Source organism: uncultured Pseudophaeobacter sp., from assembly GCA_905479575.1.
Lineage (GTDB): Bacteria > Pseudomonadota > Alphaproteobacteria > Rhodobacterales > Rhodobacteraceae > Pseudophaeobacter.
The window spans coordinates 16,315-34,684 of record CAJQNB010000040.1; the positions used below are offsets into that span (position 1 = coordinate 16,315).

Annotated in this window: 16 protein-coding genes and 1 riboswitch; of the genes, 8 read left to right on the plus strand and 8 right to left on the minus strand. The window is 59.1% G+C overall.

The genetic code is table 11. The features are described from left to right. Positions 1-3: 3 nt before the first annotated feature. Positions 4-1,614: a cytochrome-c oxidase, cbb3-type subunit I gene (gene ccoN, locus QZ268_RS11895; RefSeq protein WP_295452707.1), complete on the minus strand. Its 1,611-nt coding sequence runs from the start codon at positions 1,612-1,614 to the stop codon at positions 4-6. Between the two features lie 208 nt (positions 1,615-1,822). Here ccoN and QZ268_RS11900 point away from each other — a divergent pair, with 208 nt between their 5' ends. Then, positions 1,823-2,662: a universal stress protein gene (locus QZ268_RS11900; protein ID WP_295452711.1), complete on the plus strand. Its 840-nt coding sequence runs from the start codon at positions 1,823-1,825 to the stop codon at positions 2,660-2,662. 121 nt (positions 2,663-2,783) lie between these two features. On the opposite strand, the gene QZ268_RS11905 is transcribed toward QZ268_RS11900, so the two are convergent. Then, a complete protein-coding gene (locus QZ268_RS11905) occupies positions 2,784-4,118 on the minus strand; it encodes an aminotransferase class I/II-fold pyridoxal phosphate-dependent enzyme (protein ID WP_295452714.1) in 1,335 nt (444 codons plus the stop codon). A gap of 129 nt (positions 4,119-4,247) precedes the next feature. Between QZ268_RS11905 and QZ268_RS11910 the strand changes: the two genes are divergently transcribed. Then, complete coding sequence (locus QZ268_RS11910; protein WP_295452747.1) at positions 4,248-5,141, plus strand: LysR family transcriptional regulator; 894 nt, start codon at positions 4,248-4,250, stop codon at positions 5,139-5,141. Between the two features lie 63 nt (positions 5,142-5,204). Here the strand turns inward: QZ268_RS11910 and fnrL are convergent, their stop codons facing one another. After that, positions 5,205-5,945 (minus strand): transcriptional regulator FnrL, encoded by a 741-nt coding sequence (fnrL, locus tag QZ268_RS11915; RefSeq protein WP_295452750.1) that lies wholly within the window; start codon positions 5,943-5,945, stop codon positions 5,205-5,207. Positions 5,946-6,006: 61 nt separating this feature from the next. Here fnrL and QZ268_RS11920 point away from each other — a divergent pair, with 61 nt between their 5' ends. Next, entirely contained in the window at positions 6,007-7,401 is a 1,395-nt protein-coding gene (locus QZ268_RS11920) for a radical SAM protein (RefSeq protein ID WP_295452752.1), read from the plus strand. 112 nt (positions 7,402-7,513) lie between these two features. On the opposite strand, the gene QZ268_RS11925 is transcribed toward QZ268_RS11920, so the two are convergent. From QZ268_RS11925 to QZ268_RS11945, 5 genes are all read right to left on the minus strand, one after another. Beyond that, positions 7,514-9,094 carry an ABC transporter ATP-binding protein gene (locus QZ268_RS11925; RefSeq protein WP_295452755.1) on the minus strand — a complete coding sequence of 527 codons (1,581 nt, stop codon included), beginning with the start codon at positions 9,092-9,094 and terminating at the stop codon, positions 7,514-7,516. After that, entirely contained in the window at positions 9,091-10,197 is a 1,107-nt protein-coding gene (locus QZ268_RS11930; protein WP_295452758.1) for an ABC transporter permease, read from the minus strand. The genes QZ268_RS11925 and QZ268_RS11930 overlap by 4 nt, the downstream gene beginning before the upstream one ends. Before the next feature lie 3 nt (positions 10,198-10,200). Next, entirely contained in the window at positions 10,201-11,289 is a 1,089-nt protein-coding gene (locus tag QZ268_RS11935; protein ID WP_027241634.1) for a microcin C ABC transporter permease YejB, read from the minus strand. Positions 11,290-11,298: 9 nt separating this feature from the next. After that, the gene (locus QZ268_RS11940) at positions 11,299-13,281 is read right to left on the minus strand and encodes an extracellular solute-binding protein (protein ID WP_295452762.1); all 1,983 of its coding nucleotides are present in this window, start codon (positions 13,279-13,281) and stop codon (positions 11,299-11,301) included. A 239-nt stretch (positions 13,282-13,520) separates the two neighbouring features. After that, a complete protein-coding gene (locus QZ268_RS11945) occupies positions 13,521-14,027 on the minus strand; it encodes a cytochrome c family protein (protein ID WP_295452764.1) in 507 nt (168 codons plus the stop codon). Between the two features lie 120 nt (positions 14,028-14,147). Between QZ268_RS11945 and QZ268_RS11950 the strand changes: the two genes are divergently transcribed. The 5 genes from QZ268_RS11950 to QZ268_RS11970 all read left to right on the plus strand — a co-directional run bounded on the left by QZ268_RS11950 (position 14,148) and on the right by QZ268_RS11970 (position 18,370). Then, positions 14,148-14,981: a prephenate dehydratase gene (locus tag QZ268_RS11950; protein ID WP_295452767.1), complete on the plus strand. Its 834-nt coding sequence runs from the start codon at positions 14,148-14,150 to the stop codon at positions 14,979-14,981. A 160-nt stretch (positions 14,982-15,141) separates the two neighbouring features. After that, positions 15,142-15,792, plus strand: coding sequence for a hemolysin III family protein (locus QZ268_RS11955; protein ID WP_295452769.1), 651 nt, complete (start codon positions 15,142-15,144; stop codon positions 15,790-15,792). 146 nt (positions 15,793-15,938) lie between these two features. Beyond that, positions 15,939-16,153: riboswitch (cobalamin riboswitch) on the plus strand. A 101-nt stretch (positions 16,154-16,254) separates the two neighbouring features. After that, positions 16,255-16,611, plus strand: a complete 357-nt coding sequence (locus tag QZ268_RS11960) for a DUF1636 domain-containing protein (protein ID WP_295452772.1) — start codon at positions 16,255-16,257, stop codon at positions 16,609-16,611. Then, positions 16,608-17,426, plus strand: coding sequence for an ABC transporter ATP-binding protein (locus tag QZ268_RS11965; protein ID WP_295452774.1), 819 nt, complete (start codon positions 16,608-16,610; stop codon positions 17,424-17,426). The genes QZ268_RS11960 and QZ268_RS11965 overlap by 4 nt, the downstream gene beginning before the upstream one ends. After that, positions 17,423-18,370: an ABC transporter substrate-binding protein gene (locus tag QZ268_RS11970; protein ID WP_295452776.1), complete on the plus strand. Its 948-nt coding sequence runs from the start codon at positions 17,423-17,425 to the stop codon at positions 18,368-18,370. The genes QZ268_RS11965 and QZ268_RS11970 overlap by 4 nt, the downstream gene beginning before the upstream one ends.

The window sequence follows — 18,370 nt, forward strand, 5'->3', positions numbered from 1 at the left end:
TCCTTATTCAGCCGGAACCGCGACAGTAAGGCTCGACTCTTTGGCCGGAGCTTTACGGACGGTCATCCACAGGTTGTAGCACATGACAAGCGCACCGGAGAGGAACATAACGCCACCCAGACCACGTACCACATACATCGGGAACTTCGCTGCCACGGTATCGGCAAAGGAGTTCACCAAGAAGCCATTGGCGTCAACTTCGCGCCACATCAGGCCTTCCATGATCCCGGTCACCCACATCGACGCGGCATAAAGAATGATGCCGATAGTGGCGAGCCAGAAGTGCCAGGACACCAGGCTGAGGCTATAGAGACGCTCGCGCTTCCACAGAACCGGAACCAGGAAGTAGAGCGCACCAAAGGTGATCATCCCGTTCCAGCCCAGCGCACCAGAGTGCACGTGACCAATGGTCCAGTCAGTGTAGTGGCTCAGCGAGTTCACCGCGCGGATCGACATCATCGGGCCTTCAAAGGTCGACATGCCGTAAAAGCCGATCGAGATAACCATCATCCGGATAACCGGGTCGGTCCGCAGCTTGTCCCAGGCGCCAGACAGCGTCATCAGACCGTTGATCATACCACCCCAGGACGGCATCCACAGCACGATCGAGAACACCATGCCAAGGGTCGAAGCCCAGTCCGGCAGAGCGGTGTAATGCAGGTGGTGAGGGCCAGCCCAGATATAGAGGAAGATCAGCGCCCAGAAGTGGATGATCGACAGTTTATAGCTGAACACCGGACGTTCGGCCTGCTTTGGCACAAAGTAGTACATCATGCCGAGGAAGCCCGCCGTCAGGAAGAAGCCCACGGCATTGTGGCCATACCACCACTGCACCATGGCATCCTGCACACCGGACCAGACGATGACCGATTTGGATCCCCAGATGGACACAGGAATGGTCATGTTGTTGACCAGGTGCAGCATCGCAACGGTAACGATAAAGGCCAGGTAGAACCAGTTGGCGACATAGATATGCGGCTCTTTGCGTTTGATCACGGTGCCGAGGAAGACCGCCAGATAGGCCACCCAGACAATGGTCAACCACAGGTCAACATGCCATTCGGGCTCTGCGTATTCTTTCGACTGAGTGCTGCCAAACAGGTAGCCGGTTGCCGCCAGAACGATAAACAGCTGGTAGCCCCAGAACACGAACCAGGCGAGGTTGCCGCCCCAGAGGCGGGCGGCGCTGGTGCGCTGTACCACATAGAAAGAGGTCGCAATCAAAGCGTTGCCGCCAAAGGCAAAAATCACCGCCGAGGTATGCAGCGGACGCAGGCGGCCAAAATTGGCAAAACCCTGGGCCCACTCAAAGTTCAGCGCTGGAAAGGCCAGCTGAAAAGCGATGAACGTCCCGACGAGAAACCCCACAACACCCCAAAAGGCTGTGGCAACCACGCCAGCGCGCACAACGCTGTCAAAATATTCATTTTGCAGGCTGCCAGCAGCCGGCTTTGCCTCGCCTGTACGGCGCAGCGTGTATAGAAAAAGACCACCAGCAACGAGCATGACGATTATCGCATGCACCTGGTAAGCCAGATCCCGCGCATAATTGGTCCCGATCATCGCAAAAAGCGTGACCAAACCAAGCGCTATCAGCTTGATATAATTAGACATATTGCGTCCCTTCACCATGTCCCCCGCGATTCTTAGCGTCGCGAAAAACCCATTTATTCCTCGAACTAGATGCAAAACATGCGCTCCGAGCGCATTGATCTGCATCAAGACACATACCAAACAACTGTGACAGACCAAGCAGAGTGCGGCTACACTAACAGGCGTTCTTGTTAGAGCTCTGAATTCTTTTTACCACATGAGGTGAAACATGACTTACAAGACCATTCTCACGGTCCTGACCTCGCAGGACACGGCCGAAACTCCTTTGTCACAGGCAGCCTCAATGGCCGGATCCTTTGACGGCCATACCGATGTTCTGTGCCTGGGCGTTGATCGCACCCAGACCGGGTATTATTATGCCGGCGCAAACGCCATGGTTCTGCAAGAAACCATGACCCGCGCCAAGGAAGACGCCACTGCGCTGCAGTCTTATGCAGATGAGTACCTGAAAAAAGCCGGCGTCCAGTTTTCAACCGATGCAGGTATTGCGCAAATTGCCGACATGGGACGTCACGTGGCGCGACTGGCACGGTTTTCTGATCTGGTGGTTCTGGGCCAGCCCTATGGCAAGGGCAAAGGTGTCGAAGCCGAACCAGTGGTCGAGGCCGCGCTTTTTGAGGGCCGCACGCCGGTTCTGGTTGTTCCAGATGATGCCAAGCCCGTCGGCCAGCCCAAAACCGTCCTGGTCGCCTGGAACGAAAGCATCGAGGCGATGACCTCCATTCGCAAGGCCATGCCGCTTCTCATTGGCGCCGACCTGGTGCGCATTGTGGTGATCGACCCGCCGCAGCACGGGCCAGAGCGCTCGGACCCCGGTGGTATGCTGGCGCAGATGCTGGCCCGCCAAGGGGGCAAATGTGAGATTGATGTGCTCAGCAAAACCATGCCGCGGGTCTCTGACATCCTGATCCGCCATGCCGCCGATACAGATGCCGGCATGATCGTGATGGGGGCCTATGGGCATTCCCGCTTCCGCGAGGCGATCCTGGGCGGAGCGACCCGCAACATGCTGGAAAATGCAACCGTGCCAATCTTCCTGGCCCACTGATCGCAGCTTGGGCTGATCCAGCTTGATCCTGAAAGTTTACCCCGCCCAGCTGCAACCAGCCGGGCGGGGTTTCTTATTTGACCGATTGGCAAACAGCCGACCAAAAAGATCTGTTTCCGCCTCAGTTGCGGACGTACTGCAGGCCCTGGAACCGCGCCCGCATCTGGGCGGTTTCTTGCGCCACCCTTTCGGGATCATTGCTGGTCAGCCCGGCGGCGATCAATCTGGCCAGCTCAGCAGCCTCCGCAGGGGTGACGCCCCGGCGCACCAGCTCAGGTGTGCCAATGCGCAGCCCGTTCATATCGCCCTCCACCGGATCAATCGGCAGGCCAATGCCGCAGGCCAGAAACCCGGCCCGGCGCAGTTTCTTGGATGCCGCTTGGCCACCGCCAAACCACGCCGCCTCGATGGCAAATTGATGCGAGCTTGTCGCCAGCCCGCCTGCGGCCCCCTTTGGCTTAAACACCGGCATCCCCAGCGCTTCCAGTTCATCGGCCAGCGCCTGCGCCAGGGTGATCATCGCCTGCGCATAGGCCGGACCGTGGTCGACCCAGTCCAGCAGGCTCAGCGCCAAAGAGGCGGATTTTGCCGCGTCAAAATTGGCCGTCATACCGGGAAAGGCAATGGCATCCAGGCGTTCGGCGATCTCGGCGTCATTGCTGACAATCAATCCCCCCGCCGGACCGCCAAGGCTCTTGTAGGTGCTCATGGTCATCACATGCGCCCCCTCGCTCAGCGGATTCGCCCAGGCCTGCCCGGCGATGATGCCGCATTGATGCGCCGCATCAAACAGCACCTTGGCCCCGACCTCATCCGCAATGGCGCGAATCTCACGTACCGGATGGGCAAAGAGGTTGAGACTGCCACCGATGGTGATCAGTTTGGGACGCTCCCGCAGCGCCAGGACCCGCAGGGCCTCCAGATCCACCGTATAGCCATCGGCATTGACCGGCGCCGGGTGAGAAATCAAACCATAGAGCCCGGCGCAGCCATCCGCATGATGGGTCACATGGCCCCCAATCGCAGCAGGCGGCGCGATGATGCTATCGCCGGGTTTGGTCAGCGCCATGAACCCATAGAGATTGGCCAGCGCGCCAGACGCCACCCGGATCTCGGCATATTTGGCGCCAAAGACCTGCGCCGCCAGCTCGGCGGCCATGACCTCTATTTCCTCGATGGCCTCCAGTCCCATTTCGTATTTGTCGCCCGGATAGCCCAGCGACGGGCGACTGCCCAGCCCGCGTGCCAGCACCGCCTCGGCGGCCGGGTTCATCACATTGGTCGCCGGGTTTAGGTTGAAACACTCCTCGTCGTGGATCGCGCTGTTGCGCTGTATCAGCGCCTCAATCCGATCGGCTGCCGCTGCCGGAGCCATGTCAGCTGTCGCCGCAGCAATCGTCTGAACCCGGGTTTCGCAAGAGGCAGGCACCCAGGGGCGGCTGGCAAGATGGGGCATGGTAGAACTCCTATAGGGCTTGGCTTAGGGCCGATCTTCGACCGCAACTTTGGTCCAGTTGATCCCGGGCCAAGCTTGCGCGCAAATCAGTTTTCTGAAAATCTAGGGTTAGAAAAAGTGAGTCTAACAATGGCCGTTTCGCCCCCCCGTCCAAAATCCTTTGCCATGACCGCCCTGCGCGCGTTTGAGGCCGCCGCCCGCTTGGGCGGGTTTTCAGCAGCGGCCACTGAGCTGGGCGTGACACCTGGTGCCATCTCCGCCCAGATCAAATCACTGGAGGCAGAGCTTGGCGCGCCGCTGTTTCAACGCACCGCAAAGGGCGTGGTGCTAACACCGCTTGGTGCCCAATCGCTGCCAGCTTTTGGTCAGGCCTTTGATCAGCTGGGGGAGGCCGTGCAACGGATGCGCGATGCGGCGGCGCCTCGGGTGGTCCATATCGCAACCCTGCCAGCCATCGCCCAGTTCTGGCTATCGCCGCGGCTGCCGCGCCTGCGCGCAGAAATGCCCGGCACCGAAATCTCCATCACCGCACTGGAGCAGCCGCCAAACCTCAAGCGGACCTCCTATGATCTCTGCCTGTTTTTTTCTGATACCGACGGCACGGTCCTGGCAGAGGATGTCATCTTTCCCGTCTGCGCCCCTGCCCTGGCAGAGCGGCTGGAATCCCCGTTGGATCTGCTGACTGTCCCCTGTCTCTATGACACCAGTTGGGAAGAGGACTGGGAGCATTGGCTGTCCCAGGCCGCCCTGCCGCACCATATCGCGCCGCGCGGCCCGGTCTATTCGCTCTATGCCCTGGCGGTGGAAGAGGCGCTCAACGGAGCCGGGGTCTTGATCGGCCATGAGACGCTTTTGGCCCCCTATCTGGCCAGGGGGCAACTGGTGGCGCCCTTTGGACAAAAGGCCACCCTTGCACGGGCGCTGAGGCTGTGGAGCATGCCTGGGCGCAGCGCTGGCTCCGCCAGTCATCAGGTGTTCAGATGGCTGACACAGGCAGGAAAAGCGCTGCCACACCCAGCCTAAACCCTCTCAACTACTGACATGAACCGCGGTAAAATTTCTATAGTTCCACGGCTTATCAGCGCCCTAGCTCATAAATCCGCCGTCGCTGTCGTCGCCCGCTTCTTCGAACAGCCGCCCCATATCAGGCACGGATACCCGGCGCTTACCCTCCAGCGAAATCACCCCGTCCCGTTTCAACGCCGACATCTGGCGGCTGACGGTCTCCAGTGTGAGGCCAAGATAATCCGCCATGGCTTCGCGGGTGAGTGGCAGATCAAAGGTCATGGAATTGACCGCCCCACGCGGCGTCAGCGAGGCATCGCGCCGGGCAATGATGGTCAGCAGGCTGGCAATTTTTTCCCGCGCGGTCTTGCGCCCCAGAACCAACATCCACTCGCGGGCGGCATCCAGTTCATCCAAGGTCATCTCCAGCAGGCGGTGGGCAATATGCGGCGTTTGCGCCATCAGCTCTTCAAAGGGCTTTTTGCGGAAACAGCACATCACCATATCGGTGGTCGCAACCACATTATAGGCCGCGCCATCGCGCCCCGGGCGACCGACAAAATCGCTTGGCAACAACAGGCCAACCATCTGCGTGCGGCCATCCTCCATCGTCTGCGTCAGCGTCGCGATACCCGAAACCACAGACCCGACAAAGTTCATCACATCGCCGGACCAGATAATTGGCTGCCCCGCTTCATAGCTGCGATAGTATTTAATGGCATCCAACGCCTCCAGCTCGTCAGACTCGCAGCGCGCGCAAACAGCACGGTGGCGGATGGGACAATCAGCGCAGCTGATATGGGAAATGGTTGGGGCGTTCATGGGCAGTCCCGTTTGATCCAGGTCAAAGTTCGTTCGTGCGAATACTGGCTAGGATAATGATATGTGTCAGAAATCACAATTGGCGAAGCTCGGTTTATTCGATGCCAAAGTGCCGCGCTATACCAGTTACCCGACGGTGCCGCATTTTGCGCCGCACATTGGGGCGGCGCATTTCCAATCCTGGTTGGCGCAGATTCCAGCAGCAAGCCAGATCTCCCTTTATGTGCACGTCCCCTTTTGCCGCAGCCTCTGCTGGTTTTGCATGTGTCGCACCCAGGGGACCAGATCTGATGCCCCTATCGTTGCCTATGTTGCGGCGCTGAAACAGGAAATTTCGCTACTCAAATCCCATTTGCCAAAAGATGTCTCCCTGGCGCGGATCCATTGGGGCGGCGGCACGCCGACCATTTTACCCCCAGACATGATTCGCGATCTCGCTGCTGCACTGCTGGATATGGCACCGCTCGCTGCCGGCGCAGAGTTCTCGGTTGAGATCGATCCAAATGAATTCGACCAAGCCCGTTGCCAGGCCTTGATTGACGCTGGTCTCACGCGCGCCTCGATTGGAGTGCAGGGGTTCGACGACACAACTCAGCAGGCCATTGGCCGCAGTTTAACCTTTGACAGGGTCGCTCAGGTGGTTGCTATGCTGCGCCAGGGCGGTGTGCAGGATCTGAGCACAGATCTTCTTTTTGGCCTGCCGCACCAGACGCTTGCCCAGATCCGTCACAGTACCCGCCAATTGCTGTCGCTGACACCGGACCGGGTGGCGCTTTATGGCTACAAACATCTGCCCGCGATGGTCCGCCGCCAGACGATGATCCCGTCGGAAACCCTGCCCAAACCAGAGGACCGTCTGGAGCTGTTCAGCGCCGCCAGGGCCATCTGCCTGCAACAGGGCTACCAGCAGATCGGTCTCGACAGTTTTGCCCGGCCCGGCGACAGCCTGTGTGCTGCCCGCGCGAATCAGAGCCTCAAACGGGGATTCCAAGGCTATAGCGACGATCCGGCAGAGGTTCTGATCGGCCTCGGCGCCTCGGCCATTTCGCGCTTCCCCCAGGGGTATGCGCAAAACGCCCCCAGTACCGCGCGATACATGGCTACTGTCCAGGGCGGGAGCAAAGGCGGGTGTTTTGCCGCCGCGCGCGGCCATGCCTTTGAGGGCGAAGACCAGCTGCGCGAGCATATCATCAAGGCGCTGCTCTGCGGGTTTTCGATTCCCAGCGACCAAATCCTGCACCATTTCCCGGATCAGAAAGCACGGTTTGACACCCTGGTCAGCCAGGCCTGTGCTGCCTTTCCCGGTATTCTGGTGCAAACCTCAAATGGCGCTGTCGTGACAGAAAGCGCCCGCGCCATAACCCGGGTTGTTGCACGCCATTTCGACACCTATGAGGCCGCAGGCGCCGACAGCCTCCCTATCACAGCGCCAGACACGCGGGCCTCCTCGGCCTGAGATCCTCCCCTGTCCAGATAGAGCTGCAGCGCCGCGACAGCGGCGCCACCCCCAAGGGTGTGCCTTTGCCTTTGGCAAATGCTAAGCGGGCGGGAGCCCCCCCCTTTGTGGCCTATCGGGCGGCGGCCAGCAGCTCGCGGGTGTAGGCCTCTTTTGGGTGTTCAAACAGCGCCTCGGCGGCGCCGGCCTCTACGATATCGCCCTGTTTCATCACCACCACCTGATGCGACATCGCCCGCACCACATTCAGGTCATGGCTGATGAACAGATAGGCCAGCCCATAGCGCTTTTGCAGATCCCGCAGCAGCTCGACGATCTGCACCTGCACCGTCATATCCAGCGCCGAGGTCGGCTCATCCAGCACCACCAGTTTGGGCCGCAGCACCATGGCCCGGGCAATGGCGATGCGCTGACGCTGACCACCGGAGAACTCATGCGGGTAGCGATCCATCGTCGCCGGGTCCAGACCGACCTCGACCATCACCTCCGCCACCAGATCGCGCGGGGCGCGGTGCTGGTCGACCCGGTGAATGGCCAGCCCTTCGGCAATGATCTGGGCGCAGGTCATCCGCGGGCTGAGCGAGCCAAAGGGATCCTGAAACACGATCTGCATATCCTTGCGCAGGCTGCGCAGCTCCCCCGTGGACCATTGCCGCAGATCGTCGCCGCAAAACCGCACTTCGCCCTCAGATGCAATCAACCGCATGATCGCCAGCGCCATGGTCGTCTTGCCAGAGCCGCTTTCGCCGACAATGCCCAGAGTTTCGCCTGCCCGCACGGAAATCGAGGTCGGATTGACCGCCTTTACATGGCCTACGGTGCGTTTCAACAGCCCCTTCTGGATCGGAAACCAGACTTTCAAATCCCGGGTTCGGATCATCTCCGGCGCCTCAGCCGCCACTGGCTCCGGGATGCCAGAAGGCTCTGCCGCCAGCAGTTTTTGCGTATAGGCATGTTGCGGATTATCAAAAACCGCCGCTGCCGGGCCTTCCTCGACAATCTCGCCGCCCTTCATCACGCAGACCCGATCAGCGATGCGGCGCACCACGTTCAGATCATGGGTGATGAACAACAGCCCCATACCCTCAGATTTCTTCAGCTCTGCCAGCAGCTCGAGAATCTGCGCCTGGATGGTCACATCCAGCGCCGTTGTGGGTTCATCCGCAATCAACACCTCTGGCTTATTGGCCAGGGCCATGGCGATCATCACCCGCTGGCGCTGACCACCAGACAGCTCATGGGGGTAGGCGCTCAGGCGGCTTTCGGCGTCGCGAATGCCAACCTTCTGCATCAGTTCCAAAATGCGCCCCCGCGCCGCCTGCCCCTGCAATCCCTGATGCAGCGCCAGCGATTCCGCCAGCTGCTTTTCGATGGTGTGCAGCGGGTTGAGCGAGGTCATCGGCTCCTGAAAGATAAAGCTGATGTCATTGCCACGCACCTGCATCAGGTGCTTTTCCGAAGCGCCGACCATTTCAACCCCGTCATAGGTAACCGAGCCCTCCACGATGGCGCTGTCGCCCAGCAGTGACACGGTGGACAGTGCCGAGACGGATTTGCCAGAACCGGACTCGCCCACCAAGGCCACGGTCTCACCACGTGCAACCGAAAACGAGACACCTTTAACGGCTTCGGTGATCTTGCCATCCTGACGGAACGACACACGCAGATCGCGGACCTCTAGTACGGCACTCATGAAAAGGTCTTTCTTGGATCAAAGGCGTCGCGGATACCTTCAAAGATAAAAATCAGCAGCGACAGCATCAGGGCGAAGGTGACAAAGGCGGTGAAGGCCAACCAGGGCGCCTCAAGGTTTTGTTTTGCCTGCAATGTCAGCTCCCCCAATGAGGGCGCCGAGGACGGCAGGCCAAAGCCGAGAAAGTCCAGGCTCGCCAAGCCGCCAATGGTGCCGGTGATGATAAAGGGCAGCATGGTCAGGGTCGCCACCATGGCATTGGGCAGCATGTGGCGCAGCATGATGGTCATATTGCCCACTCCCAGGGCCTTGGCCGCGCGGACATATTCCAGATTGCGCGCCCGCAGGAATTCCGCCCGCACCACGCCCACCAGCGAGGTCCAGCTGAACAGGATCATCAGCCCCACCAAGAGCCAGAAACTGCGGCCTAAGATGGCAAACATGATGATGATGACATAAAGCGAATTCACCGAGCCCCAGACCTCGATCACCCGCTGAAACACCAGATCCAGCCAGCCACCAAAATAGCCCTGCACCGCACCGGCAAGAATACCAATCACCGTGGCCGCGCCCGTCACCATCAGGGTAAAGACAATCGACAACCGAAAGCCATGAATGACCCGCGCCAGCACATCACGTTTGGCGTCATCTGTGCCCAGAAGGTTCTGCCCATTGGGTGGCAGTGGCGCAGCCCCTGGGCGGTCCACATTGGTTTTGTAGGAATAGGGAATAAGCGGCCAAATCGTCCAGCCCTTGTAGAACCCTTCAGCCGCGTAGCTGCCGGCCGCGATCTCCGTGATGACCGCCTCCGGCTCGTCAAAGCAGTCCTCAACCCCGCCGGATTGGATCAGGCATTCCACCTCAGAATCGCGATAGCTCGCCTCAGTTTTGAAATCACCGCCAAAACTGGTTTCGGGGTAGAACTTAAAGATCGGCGTGTAGATCTCGCCGCGATAGCTCACCAGGATGGGTTTGTCATTGGCCAGGAACTCAGCAAAGAGCGACAGGCCAAAAAGCACCGCAAAAATCCACAGGGACCAATAGGCGCGTTTGTTGCGGCGGAAGGTATTCCAACGACGTTGGTTCAGCGGGGAGAGTGCCATGGTTCAGCCCTCCCGCTTTTCAAAGTCGATACGGGGATCAACCAGCACATACATCAGATCGGAAATGATCCCGACCACCAGGGACATCAGACCAAAGATATACATGGTGCCAAACATCACCGGGTAATCCCGCGCCACCGCGGCCTCAAACCCCAGGCGGCCCAGACCATCCAGCGAGAAAATTGTCTCAATGATCAGGCTGCCGGAAAAGAATATGCTGATGAACACCGCCGGGAAACCGGCAATCACAATCAGCATGGCATTGCGGAACACATGGCCATAGAGCACCCGGTTCTCAGACAGCCCCTTGGCCCGTGCGGTGATGACATATTGTTTTTTGATCTCATCCAAAAAGGAGTTCTTGGTCAAAAGCGTCAAGGTGGCAAAGGAGGCAATGGTTGAGGCAATCACCGGCAGCGCGATGTGCCAGGCGTAATCGTAGATCTTGCCAAACAGGCTGAGGCTTTCCCAGTTGTCAGAGGTCAGGCCGCGCAGGGGAAAGATCTGCCAGTAGGAGCCACCCGCGAACAGAACCAGCAGCATGATTGCAAACAAAAATCCAGGGATGGCATAGGCAGCGATGATGATGCCGCTGGTCCAGGTATCAAAACGCGAGCCATCGCGCAGCGCCTTGCGAATCCCTAGGGGGATCGAAATCAAATAGGCGATCAGTGTCGACCACAGCCCCAGAGAAATCGACACCGGCATCTTTTCCAACACCAGCTCAGTCACGTCGATCTTGCGAAAATAGCTCTCACCAAAGTCAAACCGCATGTAGTTGACCAGCATCAGGCCAAACCGCTCCAGCGGTGGCTTGTCCAGGCCAAACTGCTCTTTCAGCTCCTCGATGAGTTCCGGCGGCAGGCCCTGACGGCCTGCGTAGCTGTCATTGGCTTCGATCACCGATGATCCACCAGAGTCCCCGCCGCCACCGGCAAAGCCCTCAAACACATCACCGCCGCCCTGCAGCTGCGCGATCACCTGTTCCACCGGACCGCCGGGGACAAATTGCACCAGGGTAAAGTTCACCACCATGATGCCAAACAGGGTTGGGATCACCAGCAGTAAACGTCTAAGGATATAGGCTGCCATGTCGCGCCCTTACCGCAAGGCGCCCGAGGCTTTCAATTCAGCCTCGCGTTCCGCATCCACCCACCACAGGTCCAGCAACCCGGTGTCATAGGGGGGCAGGTTTGCAGGGTAGGCATATTGTTTCCAATGGGCGATCCAGCTGACGTCCAGATACCAGGTTGGCACCATGAACCGTTTTGCCCGCAGCACCCGGTCCAGCGCACGGGCATTGGAATAGAGTTCTTCCTGAGTTTTGGCGTCAACAACATTGTCAATCAGAGCATCCACTGCCGGATCCGCCAGACCCGCCGGATTAAAGACCGAGAACTTATGCGCCTCGGCCCCAAAGAACTGATACAGGCCGGTCGATGGCTCCAGTGACATTGGATAGGCAAAAGAAACCATGTCAAAATCCTTTTCCCGGCGGCGGCTGGTGTATTGCGCGTAATCCACCCGATTGAGCACCGCGTCGATGCCCATTGCCTGCAGGTTTGACACATAGGGGCCGACGATACGTTCCAAAGTCGGGCTATCAAGCAGGAATTCGATCTTCAGAACCTCGCCCGCCGCGTTCTGGCGCATGCCCTCGCTGTTCACTTCCCAGCCTGCCTCATCCAGCAGCTTCATGGCGCGGCGCAGATTGCGGCGATCATTGGGGCGTTTGGGTTTCGAGGCATGGGCCATCACCGGCTCAGAGGTCAGAATCGCCGGATCAATCTGGTCGCCCAGCGCGGTCAGCACCTCCAGTTCGCGCCCCGTCGGCACGCCCTTGGCCTCCAGATCGCTATCCTGCCAGAAAGAACTGCGATGGCGGAACAGCCCGTATTGCAGGCTCTCATTGGTCCATTCAAAGTTGAAGGCCAGCTGCAGGGCCTCGCGCATCCGAATGTCCTGGAACTTGGGCCGCAGCAGGTTCATCACAAAGCCATTGGCCACAGGCACATTGCCGTCCGGGATCTCATCTTTGATCACATCGCCACGCGCAACCGCGTCAAAATCATATGAGGTCGCCCAGCTTTTGGAGTTGTTTTCAGGCCGCACCGTATAGACACCGGCCTTGAACCCCTCCATGGCGGCAATGGCATCGCCAAAATACTCGACCCGGATGGCATCATAGTTATGGCGACCGATGTTGACGTTCAGATCCTTGCCCCAATAGTCGGGGTTGCGACGGTAGGTGATGCGCTGGTTGATCTCGGCCTTGTCCAGAATATAGGGGCCAGAGCCAATACCCGGATCCAAGCGGGGTTCATCCAGGCGACGATTTTCGGGATCGGCCTCAAACCAGGCCTTCGAGAAAACCGGGGTGCCCCCGACCTGGGTGATCATGGCCCGGCGGGGAAAATCCGGGGAGAAATAGAATTTCACCTGATGCGGGTCCAGCGCTTCGGCCTTTGGGATGCGTTTGCGCACCGCTTCGGCGTAGGATTGCAGGCCCTGATCCAGCAAAAGGTTATGGGAAAACACCACATCCTCCGCCGTCACCGCAGTGCCATCCGAGAACCGCGCCTCGGGGCGCAGGTTAAAAATCACCCAATCCTGGCTTTCGGGATACTCTAGGCTTTCGGCAATCAAGCCATAATAGGACCCCGGTTCATCATAGGACTCCACCAGCAGACTTTCAAAATGTGATGAGGCCAAGGCGCCGGCACGTCCCTTGCGGGTAAAGGGGTTCATGCTGTCAAAGGTGCCCACCGCCGAAATCGACAGCTCGCCACCCTTTGGCGCCTCTGGGTTCACATAGTCAAAATGGGCAAAGCCTTCGGGGTATTTCAACGCGCCAAACTCGGCAAAGCCATGGCTTGTGATCACCTCCTGCGCGGAGCCCCGTTGTGGCAGGGCAAGACACAAGGCCAGGGCCAACCCCAGAAGCAACAGGTAAACTGCGTTTGCAGGGCCAGATTTTGCAGAGGCTGATGGCGCCACCTGTACCTGCGCCTGTACCTGCGCCTGTGCAAAGCTTTGGGCGCCGCCGCGTCGTGTCACCTGATTACCTGCTATCCGGGATGTCATCCGTCACAACCTCCATTGCCCGGCCTTGTACTGGTCCGGTGTTTTCCTGTCTCTCAAGCTAAAACCCGCAGGCGGTAACATTCAAGCTGAGATTACCTGATCCCGGCACTCATCAGATCGCAAGCGCGTGATCCTGCCATGAGAACAGGGCATTCCGCGCCCGCCGCATAAGCAAAAGGCCGCAGCATCCGCCACGGCCCTTTGAAATCTGTGTGCTGGTTCAGGAAACCAGGCCCGGATCAGTCGTCGAGACTGTCCAGATAGGCAATGAGGTTTACCCGGTCTTTTTCTTTCTTCAGACCAGAGAACGACATTGAGGTGCCGGAAGCATAGGCCGAAGGCTTTGCAAGGAAGGCGCTCAGTTCTTCTGCTGTCCAGGTCCCGCCCAGTGCGGTCAGGGCGCCGGAATAGCCAAAGCCATCCATGCCGGCCTGGGCGCGGCCAACAACACCATAAAGCGAAGGACCGGTGCCGTTCACACCCTCTTCGAGTTTGTGGCATGCAGAACATTTTTTGAAGACCTTGGCGCCTTTGCCAGCGTCCGCTGAGGCCATTAGCTCTTCAAAGCTGACCTCAACAACATCTTCATCGGCGGCGCTCGCATCCGCCACTTCAATTACATAAGATTGCTCACCATGCGCGTCTGACGCATAGAGTACATCCGCGGCCCAGTGGCCCAGAAGAAGCACCAGGAACGATCCGCAAACGCCTGCGGTCGCTTTGGTTAGGGTCATCGTGTCAAACATGAATCGCGTGTCCGTTTTAGCTGTCTGCGTCGTTGTCTAAGGCTTCCACTCGTCAGTGGCAAGGTATAGACAACGCGACGAAATGCCCGTTTGCTGAAGTTTTGCAGGAAAGTCGCACTGATGACCGGAAAAATTGCCATTCAGGGGGAGCTCGGCTCTTATAGTCACGAGGCGTGCCGCAACGCCCGGCACGATATGGAGGTGCTTCCCTGTAGCACATTCGAAGACGTCATCGAGGCGGTGCGCTCAGGCGCGGCGGACCAGGCGATGCTGCCGGTCGAGAATTCCACCTACGGGCGGGTTGCCGATAGCCACCGGCTGCTGCCCCACAGCGGTCTGCATATCATCGACGAGGCTTTTGTGCGGGTGCACATCAATCTCTTGGCCGTGCCCGGCGCCAAACTGGAAGACATCCGCGAGGCGAAATCGCATCTGGTCCTGCTGCCACAATGCGGGGAATTTTTGCGCAAAAACAATATTATGGGACGGGTCAGCCCGGACAATGCCCGCGCCGCCCGCGATGTGGCAGCGGCCGGCGATATCCACACCGCCGCCCTGGCCAGCGAATTGGCCGGCGAGATCTACGGGTTGGACGTGCTGGAGAAAAAGATCGAAGATCGCGGTGACAATACCACCCGTTTCCTGATCATGTCGCGTGAGCCCGACACCACCCGTCGCGGCGCCCATGGGATGATCACCAGTTTTGTCTTTCAGGTCCGCAACATTCCTGCGGCGCTCTACAAGGCCATGGGCGGCTTTGCCACCAATGGCATCAACATGACCAAACTGGAAAGCTATATGGTCGATGGCTCCTTCACCGCGACGCAGTTCTACGCAGATATCGACGGCCATCCAGATGATGCAAACGTGCAACTGGCAATGGACGAACTGTCTTATTTCACCACCAATGTGGAAATTCTCGGCGTCTACCCTGCCGACAATGGCCGCTTTTAAGCGGCACCGCCTCTTCGAACCTACCAGACAGCGCTACTCTGGCGGATCGTACAGCGGCGCGCAGGCGCTGACGTATAGGAACCCAGGGACCACTGGGTCCCGCCCCTAGACTCTCCACCGCATCCTTCTTATCGCTGGGGCACCCCTGCGCGAGTCCACCATGACAGCTACACCACAAGCCACAACCTACCCCAGCGCCAATCCCGCCCATCGCCGCGCCGATATCGTGGTGCATGCGATTGGTCTGACCCTGATTCTGGCCGCCGCTGCAGCCCTGATTAACAAGGCCAGCGCCGGTCTCGATGTTTCACTGATCGCCGCCCTTGGCGTCTATGTCCTCTCGCTGCTGGCCTCTAATATCGCGTCAAGCCTGTACCACTTTGGCCCCTGGCATGACCGCCGTGTTTTGCTGCGCCGCATCGACCATGCAGCGATCTATCCCAGCATCACCGGCACTTTCACGCCCTTTTTTGTGCAGGCAGGCACCGTCTGGACCTGGACACTTTTGTATCTGTGCTGGGGACTGACAGCGCTGGCGATCTGGAACAAGATTACCAATAAAAACGTCAAGTCCCGCTGGTCGACGGCCTCTTATCTTGGGCTGGGCGCGCTGGGACTGTGCGCGCTGCCGGATCTGACCATGGTGCCTGACACCAGCCTGTGGTGCATCCTGTCTGGCGTCACCAGTTTTGTAATCGGGATCGGGTTCTACGCCCGCAAGAGCCTGCCGTTTCGCTATTCAATCTGGCACGCATGGGTCAATACTGGCGGCATTCTCATGTTTACGGGTATCTGGATCGCCCTTTTCTGATCTCGGCGCCCCTGCACCCTGGTGCAGCCCTGACCAAGCGCATCGCGCCAGCAGCCCAACAGCCAGGTAGTATTGGCGCAGAGCGCACCAGTGCCGCCAGAGCTCGGCTGCGGCCTTTCAATTTGATTGACAGTCTCAAGATTGAACTCATACATGGCCTAGATGGTTTTTACCGGGGTCACTCCGGAAAAATGAAAAGGGAATACGGTGTGGAGTAGCCAATAGGCGCCAAATCCGTGACTGCCCCCGCAACTGTGAGCGGAGAGCACTGCTGCAACACGCCACTGCCCCCTGGGGTGGGAAGGCGCGGCAAGGCCTCGACCCGCAAGTCAGGAGACCTGCCATCCATTTGTTCACTCAACCCAGGGCGGGGAGTCCTGAAGGAGGCTTAGATGGCACAGAATAACTGGCGCCCCAGGACCGGCACCTGCTCTCTTCGTGCGTTTACCAGCGAGGCGGGACATGACCAACACCAGTGATCATTCCATATTGATTTGCGCCACCTGCAAAGGGCCGGGAGCGGCGCGCGAACTCCGGGCAGCATTGGCTGAACGTGTGTCAAACCGGTTCGCGTTGCGGGCTGTCGACTGCATGGCGGGCTGCGAACGCCCCATCGCGGTCGGACTGCAGGGGCCGGGCAAGACGCAGTATCTGTTTGGTGAGATCGAAGCGCAGGCAGATATCGAGGCGATCGCCTGTTTTGCCCGGCAATTTTTGGCAAGCGACACCGGCTGGAGCACAGCTTCGGAGCGGCCGGAGCGGTTGTACGACAAAACCCTGGCACGGCTTCCCGCCTACAGGCCGGAGGTCAAGACATGACCGGATCTCCTCCTTTATCCCAACCTTTTCTCTGCGTGCGCGATCTGGAGTATTTTGCCCTGAACGGGGATGCGCTGGTCTCGGGGGTTTCCTTTGAGTTGCAGCAGGGATCAATCCTCGCCATCGCCGGGCCAAATGGGGCGGGCAAATCGACCCTGCTGAACCTGCTTTCAGGATGTGAACCGCTGGCGGTCGGAGAAGTTTTTATAGGTGGTGCCAGCCTACGCCAGATGAAAGCACAGGACCGGGCGGGACGCATTGCCCTTGTCAGCCAGCAAAGCTCGCCGGATGGGCGGCTGCGCCTTCAGGACTATGTGGCCCTTGGCCAATTGCCAATCGCGGCGCGCCGGTCAACAGATCAAAACACCAAAGCCGTTGAGGCCATTCTGGATCTTACAGGGCTTTCGCGGATGGCGCGCAAGCCCATGGCACAGCTGTCAGGAGGGGAGCGCCAACGGGCTCACATCGCCCGCGCCCTCGCCCAGGAGCCCGAGCTTTTGTTTCTCGATGAGCCAACCAACCACCTGGACCCGGATGCCAAAGGCCGCATTTTGTCCCTGGTTGCCTCGCTGGGGATCACCGTTGTCATGGTGGTGCATGATCTGGTGATGATCCCGGAGTTTGCCACCCATGCCGCCTTGATGAAATCAACGCGACTGGTGGCCTTTGGTCCCGCCGCCGAGGTGCTCACCCCTGAAAATGTCCAGGCGACCTTTGGGGTCAGCTATCTGAGCTTTCCCCATGAGGGCCGGATGATCCCGGCTCTGGACATTCGTAAAACAGACTTTCAAAATCCGAAGGAAAATTCACAATGAAAACGCTCTGGTCTGCTGCTCTCCTGCTGAGTGCTGCAAGTAGTGCCGCCGCATATGACGTCAGCGTCGACAACTGCGGCACGCCGCTGGTTTTTGAAACCATGCCGGAACGGCTGGTTGTGCATGACATCAACATGTCCGAAATGGCGTTTGCACTTGGCCTGCAGGACAAGATGGTCGGCGTCACCGGCATCAGCGGATGGTATAAGACAAGCCCCGAATTCGACAAGGCTCGCGGCGACATCCCTGAACTTGCCCCCAAATATCCAAGCGTCGAAAACCTGGTTTCGGCCTCTGCGGATCTGTTTTTTGCCGGGTGGTACTACGGCATGAAACCCGGCGGAGATGTGACCCCGGACACGCTGGCGCCTTTTGGGATCAAAACCATGATCCTGACCGAAAGCTGCGTGCATCTGGACAAGGATCGCCCAGAAGCCAGCATGGAGCTGTTGTTCAATGATGTGCTGCGCCTTGGGAAAGTCATGCAGGTGGAGGACAAGGCAGCAGAGCTGGTGGCAGGCTGGCAGCAGCAGCTGGCCGAGATTGAAGCCAAAACCGCAGAACAGCCCAAACCGCGTGTTTTCCTGCTGGACGGCCCGGCAGATGCGCCGTTCACTGCTGGCCGGTTTGCCATCCCCGACGCCATGATCGCGGCTGCAGGGGGCGCCAGCGTCACCCATGATCTGGACACCAGCTGGGGGCGCACCTCTTGGGAAGCGGTCGCGGCCGCCAATCCAGAATTTCTGGTGTTGCTGGATTACCAAAACGGCAATGGCGCCGAAGACACCTTCAAGTTCCTGCAGGAACACCCGGTTATGGCCCATACGGATGCGGTTAAAAACCAACGCTGGGTGGGCCTGCGCTACGAAGAGCTGACCCCTGGACCGGCAAATATTGCCGCCATCGAGAAAATGGCCAAGGCCATGCATCCGGGTCTCAACTGA

What these genes read in the sequence shown, in the direction of transcription:
- ccoN (WP_295452707.1), bottom strand. Translation starts at nt 1,614, where the DNA reads ATGTCTAATTATATCAAGCTGATAGCGCTTGGTTTGGTCACGCTTTTT.
- QZ268_RS11900 (WP_295452711.1), top strand. Translation starts at nt 1,823, where the DNA reads ATGACTTACAAGACCATTCTCACGGTCCTGACCTCGCAGGACACGGCC.
- QZ268_RS11905 (WP_295452714.1), bottom strand. Translation starts at nt 4,118, where the DNA reads ATGCCCCATCTTGCCAGCCGCCCCTGGGTGCCTGCCTCTTGCGAAACC.
- QZ268_RS11910 (WP_295452747.1), top strand. Translation starts at nt 4,248, where the DNA reads ATGGCCGTTTCGCCCCCCCGTCCAAAATCCTTTGCCATGACCGCCCTG.
- fnrL (WP_295452750.1), bottom strand. Translation starts at nt 5,945, where the DNA reads ATGAACGCCCCAACCATTTCCCATATCAGCTGCGCTGATTGTCCCATC.
- QZ268_RS11920 (WP_295452752.1), top strand. Translation starts at nt 6,007, where the DNA reads ATGTGTCAGAAATCACAATTGGCGAAGCTCGGTTTATTCGATGCCAAA.
- QZ268_RS11925 (WP_295452755.1), bottom strand. Translation starts at nt 9,094, where the DNA reads ATGAGTGCCGTACTAGAGGTCCGCGATCTGCGTGTGTCGTTCCGTCAG.
- QZ268_RS11930 (WP_295452758.1), bottom strand. Translation starts at nt 10,197, where the DNA reads ATGGCACTCTCCCCGCTGAACCAACGTCGTTGGAATACCTTCCGCCGC.
- QZ268_RS11935 (WP_027241634.1), bottom strand. Translation starts at nt 11,289, where the DNA reads ATGGCAGCCTATATCCTTAGACGTTTACTGCTGGTGATCCCAACCCTG.
- QZ268_RS11940 (WP_295452762.1), bottom strand. Translation starts at nt 13,281, where the DNA reads ATGACATCCCGGATAGCAGGTAATCAGGTGACACGACGCGGCGGCGCC.
- QZ268_RS11945 (WP_295452764.1), bottom strand. Translation starts at nt 14,027, where the DNA reads ATGTTTGACACGATGACCCTAACCAAAGCGACCGCAGGCGTTTGCGGA.
- QZ268_RS11950 (WP_295452767.1), top strand. Translation starts at nt 14,148, where the DNA reads ATGACCGGAAAAATTGCCATTCAGGGGGAGCTCGGCTCTTATAGTCAC.
- QZ268_RS11955 (WP_295452769.1), top strand. Translation starts at nt 15,142, where the DNA reads ATGACAGCTACACCACAAGCCACAACCTACCCCAGCGCCAATCCCGCC.
- QZ268_RS11960 (WP_295452772.1), top strand. Translation starts at nt 16,255, where the DNA reads ATGACCAACACCAGTGATCATTCCATATTGATTTGCGCCACCTGCAAA.
- QZ268_RS11965 (WP_295452774.1), top strand. Translation starts at nt 16,608, where the DNA reads ATGACCGGATCTCCTCCTTTATCCCAACCTTTTCTCTGCGTGCGCGAT.
- QZ268_RS11970 (WP_295452776.1), top strand. Translation starts at nt 17,423, where the DNA reads ATGAAAACGCTCTGGTCTGCTGCTCTCCTGCTGAGTGCTGCAAGTAGT.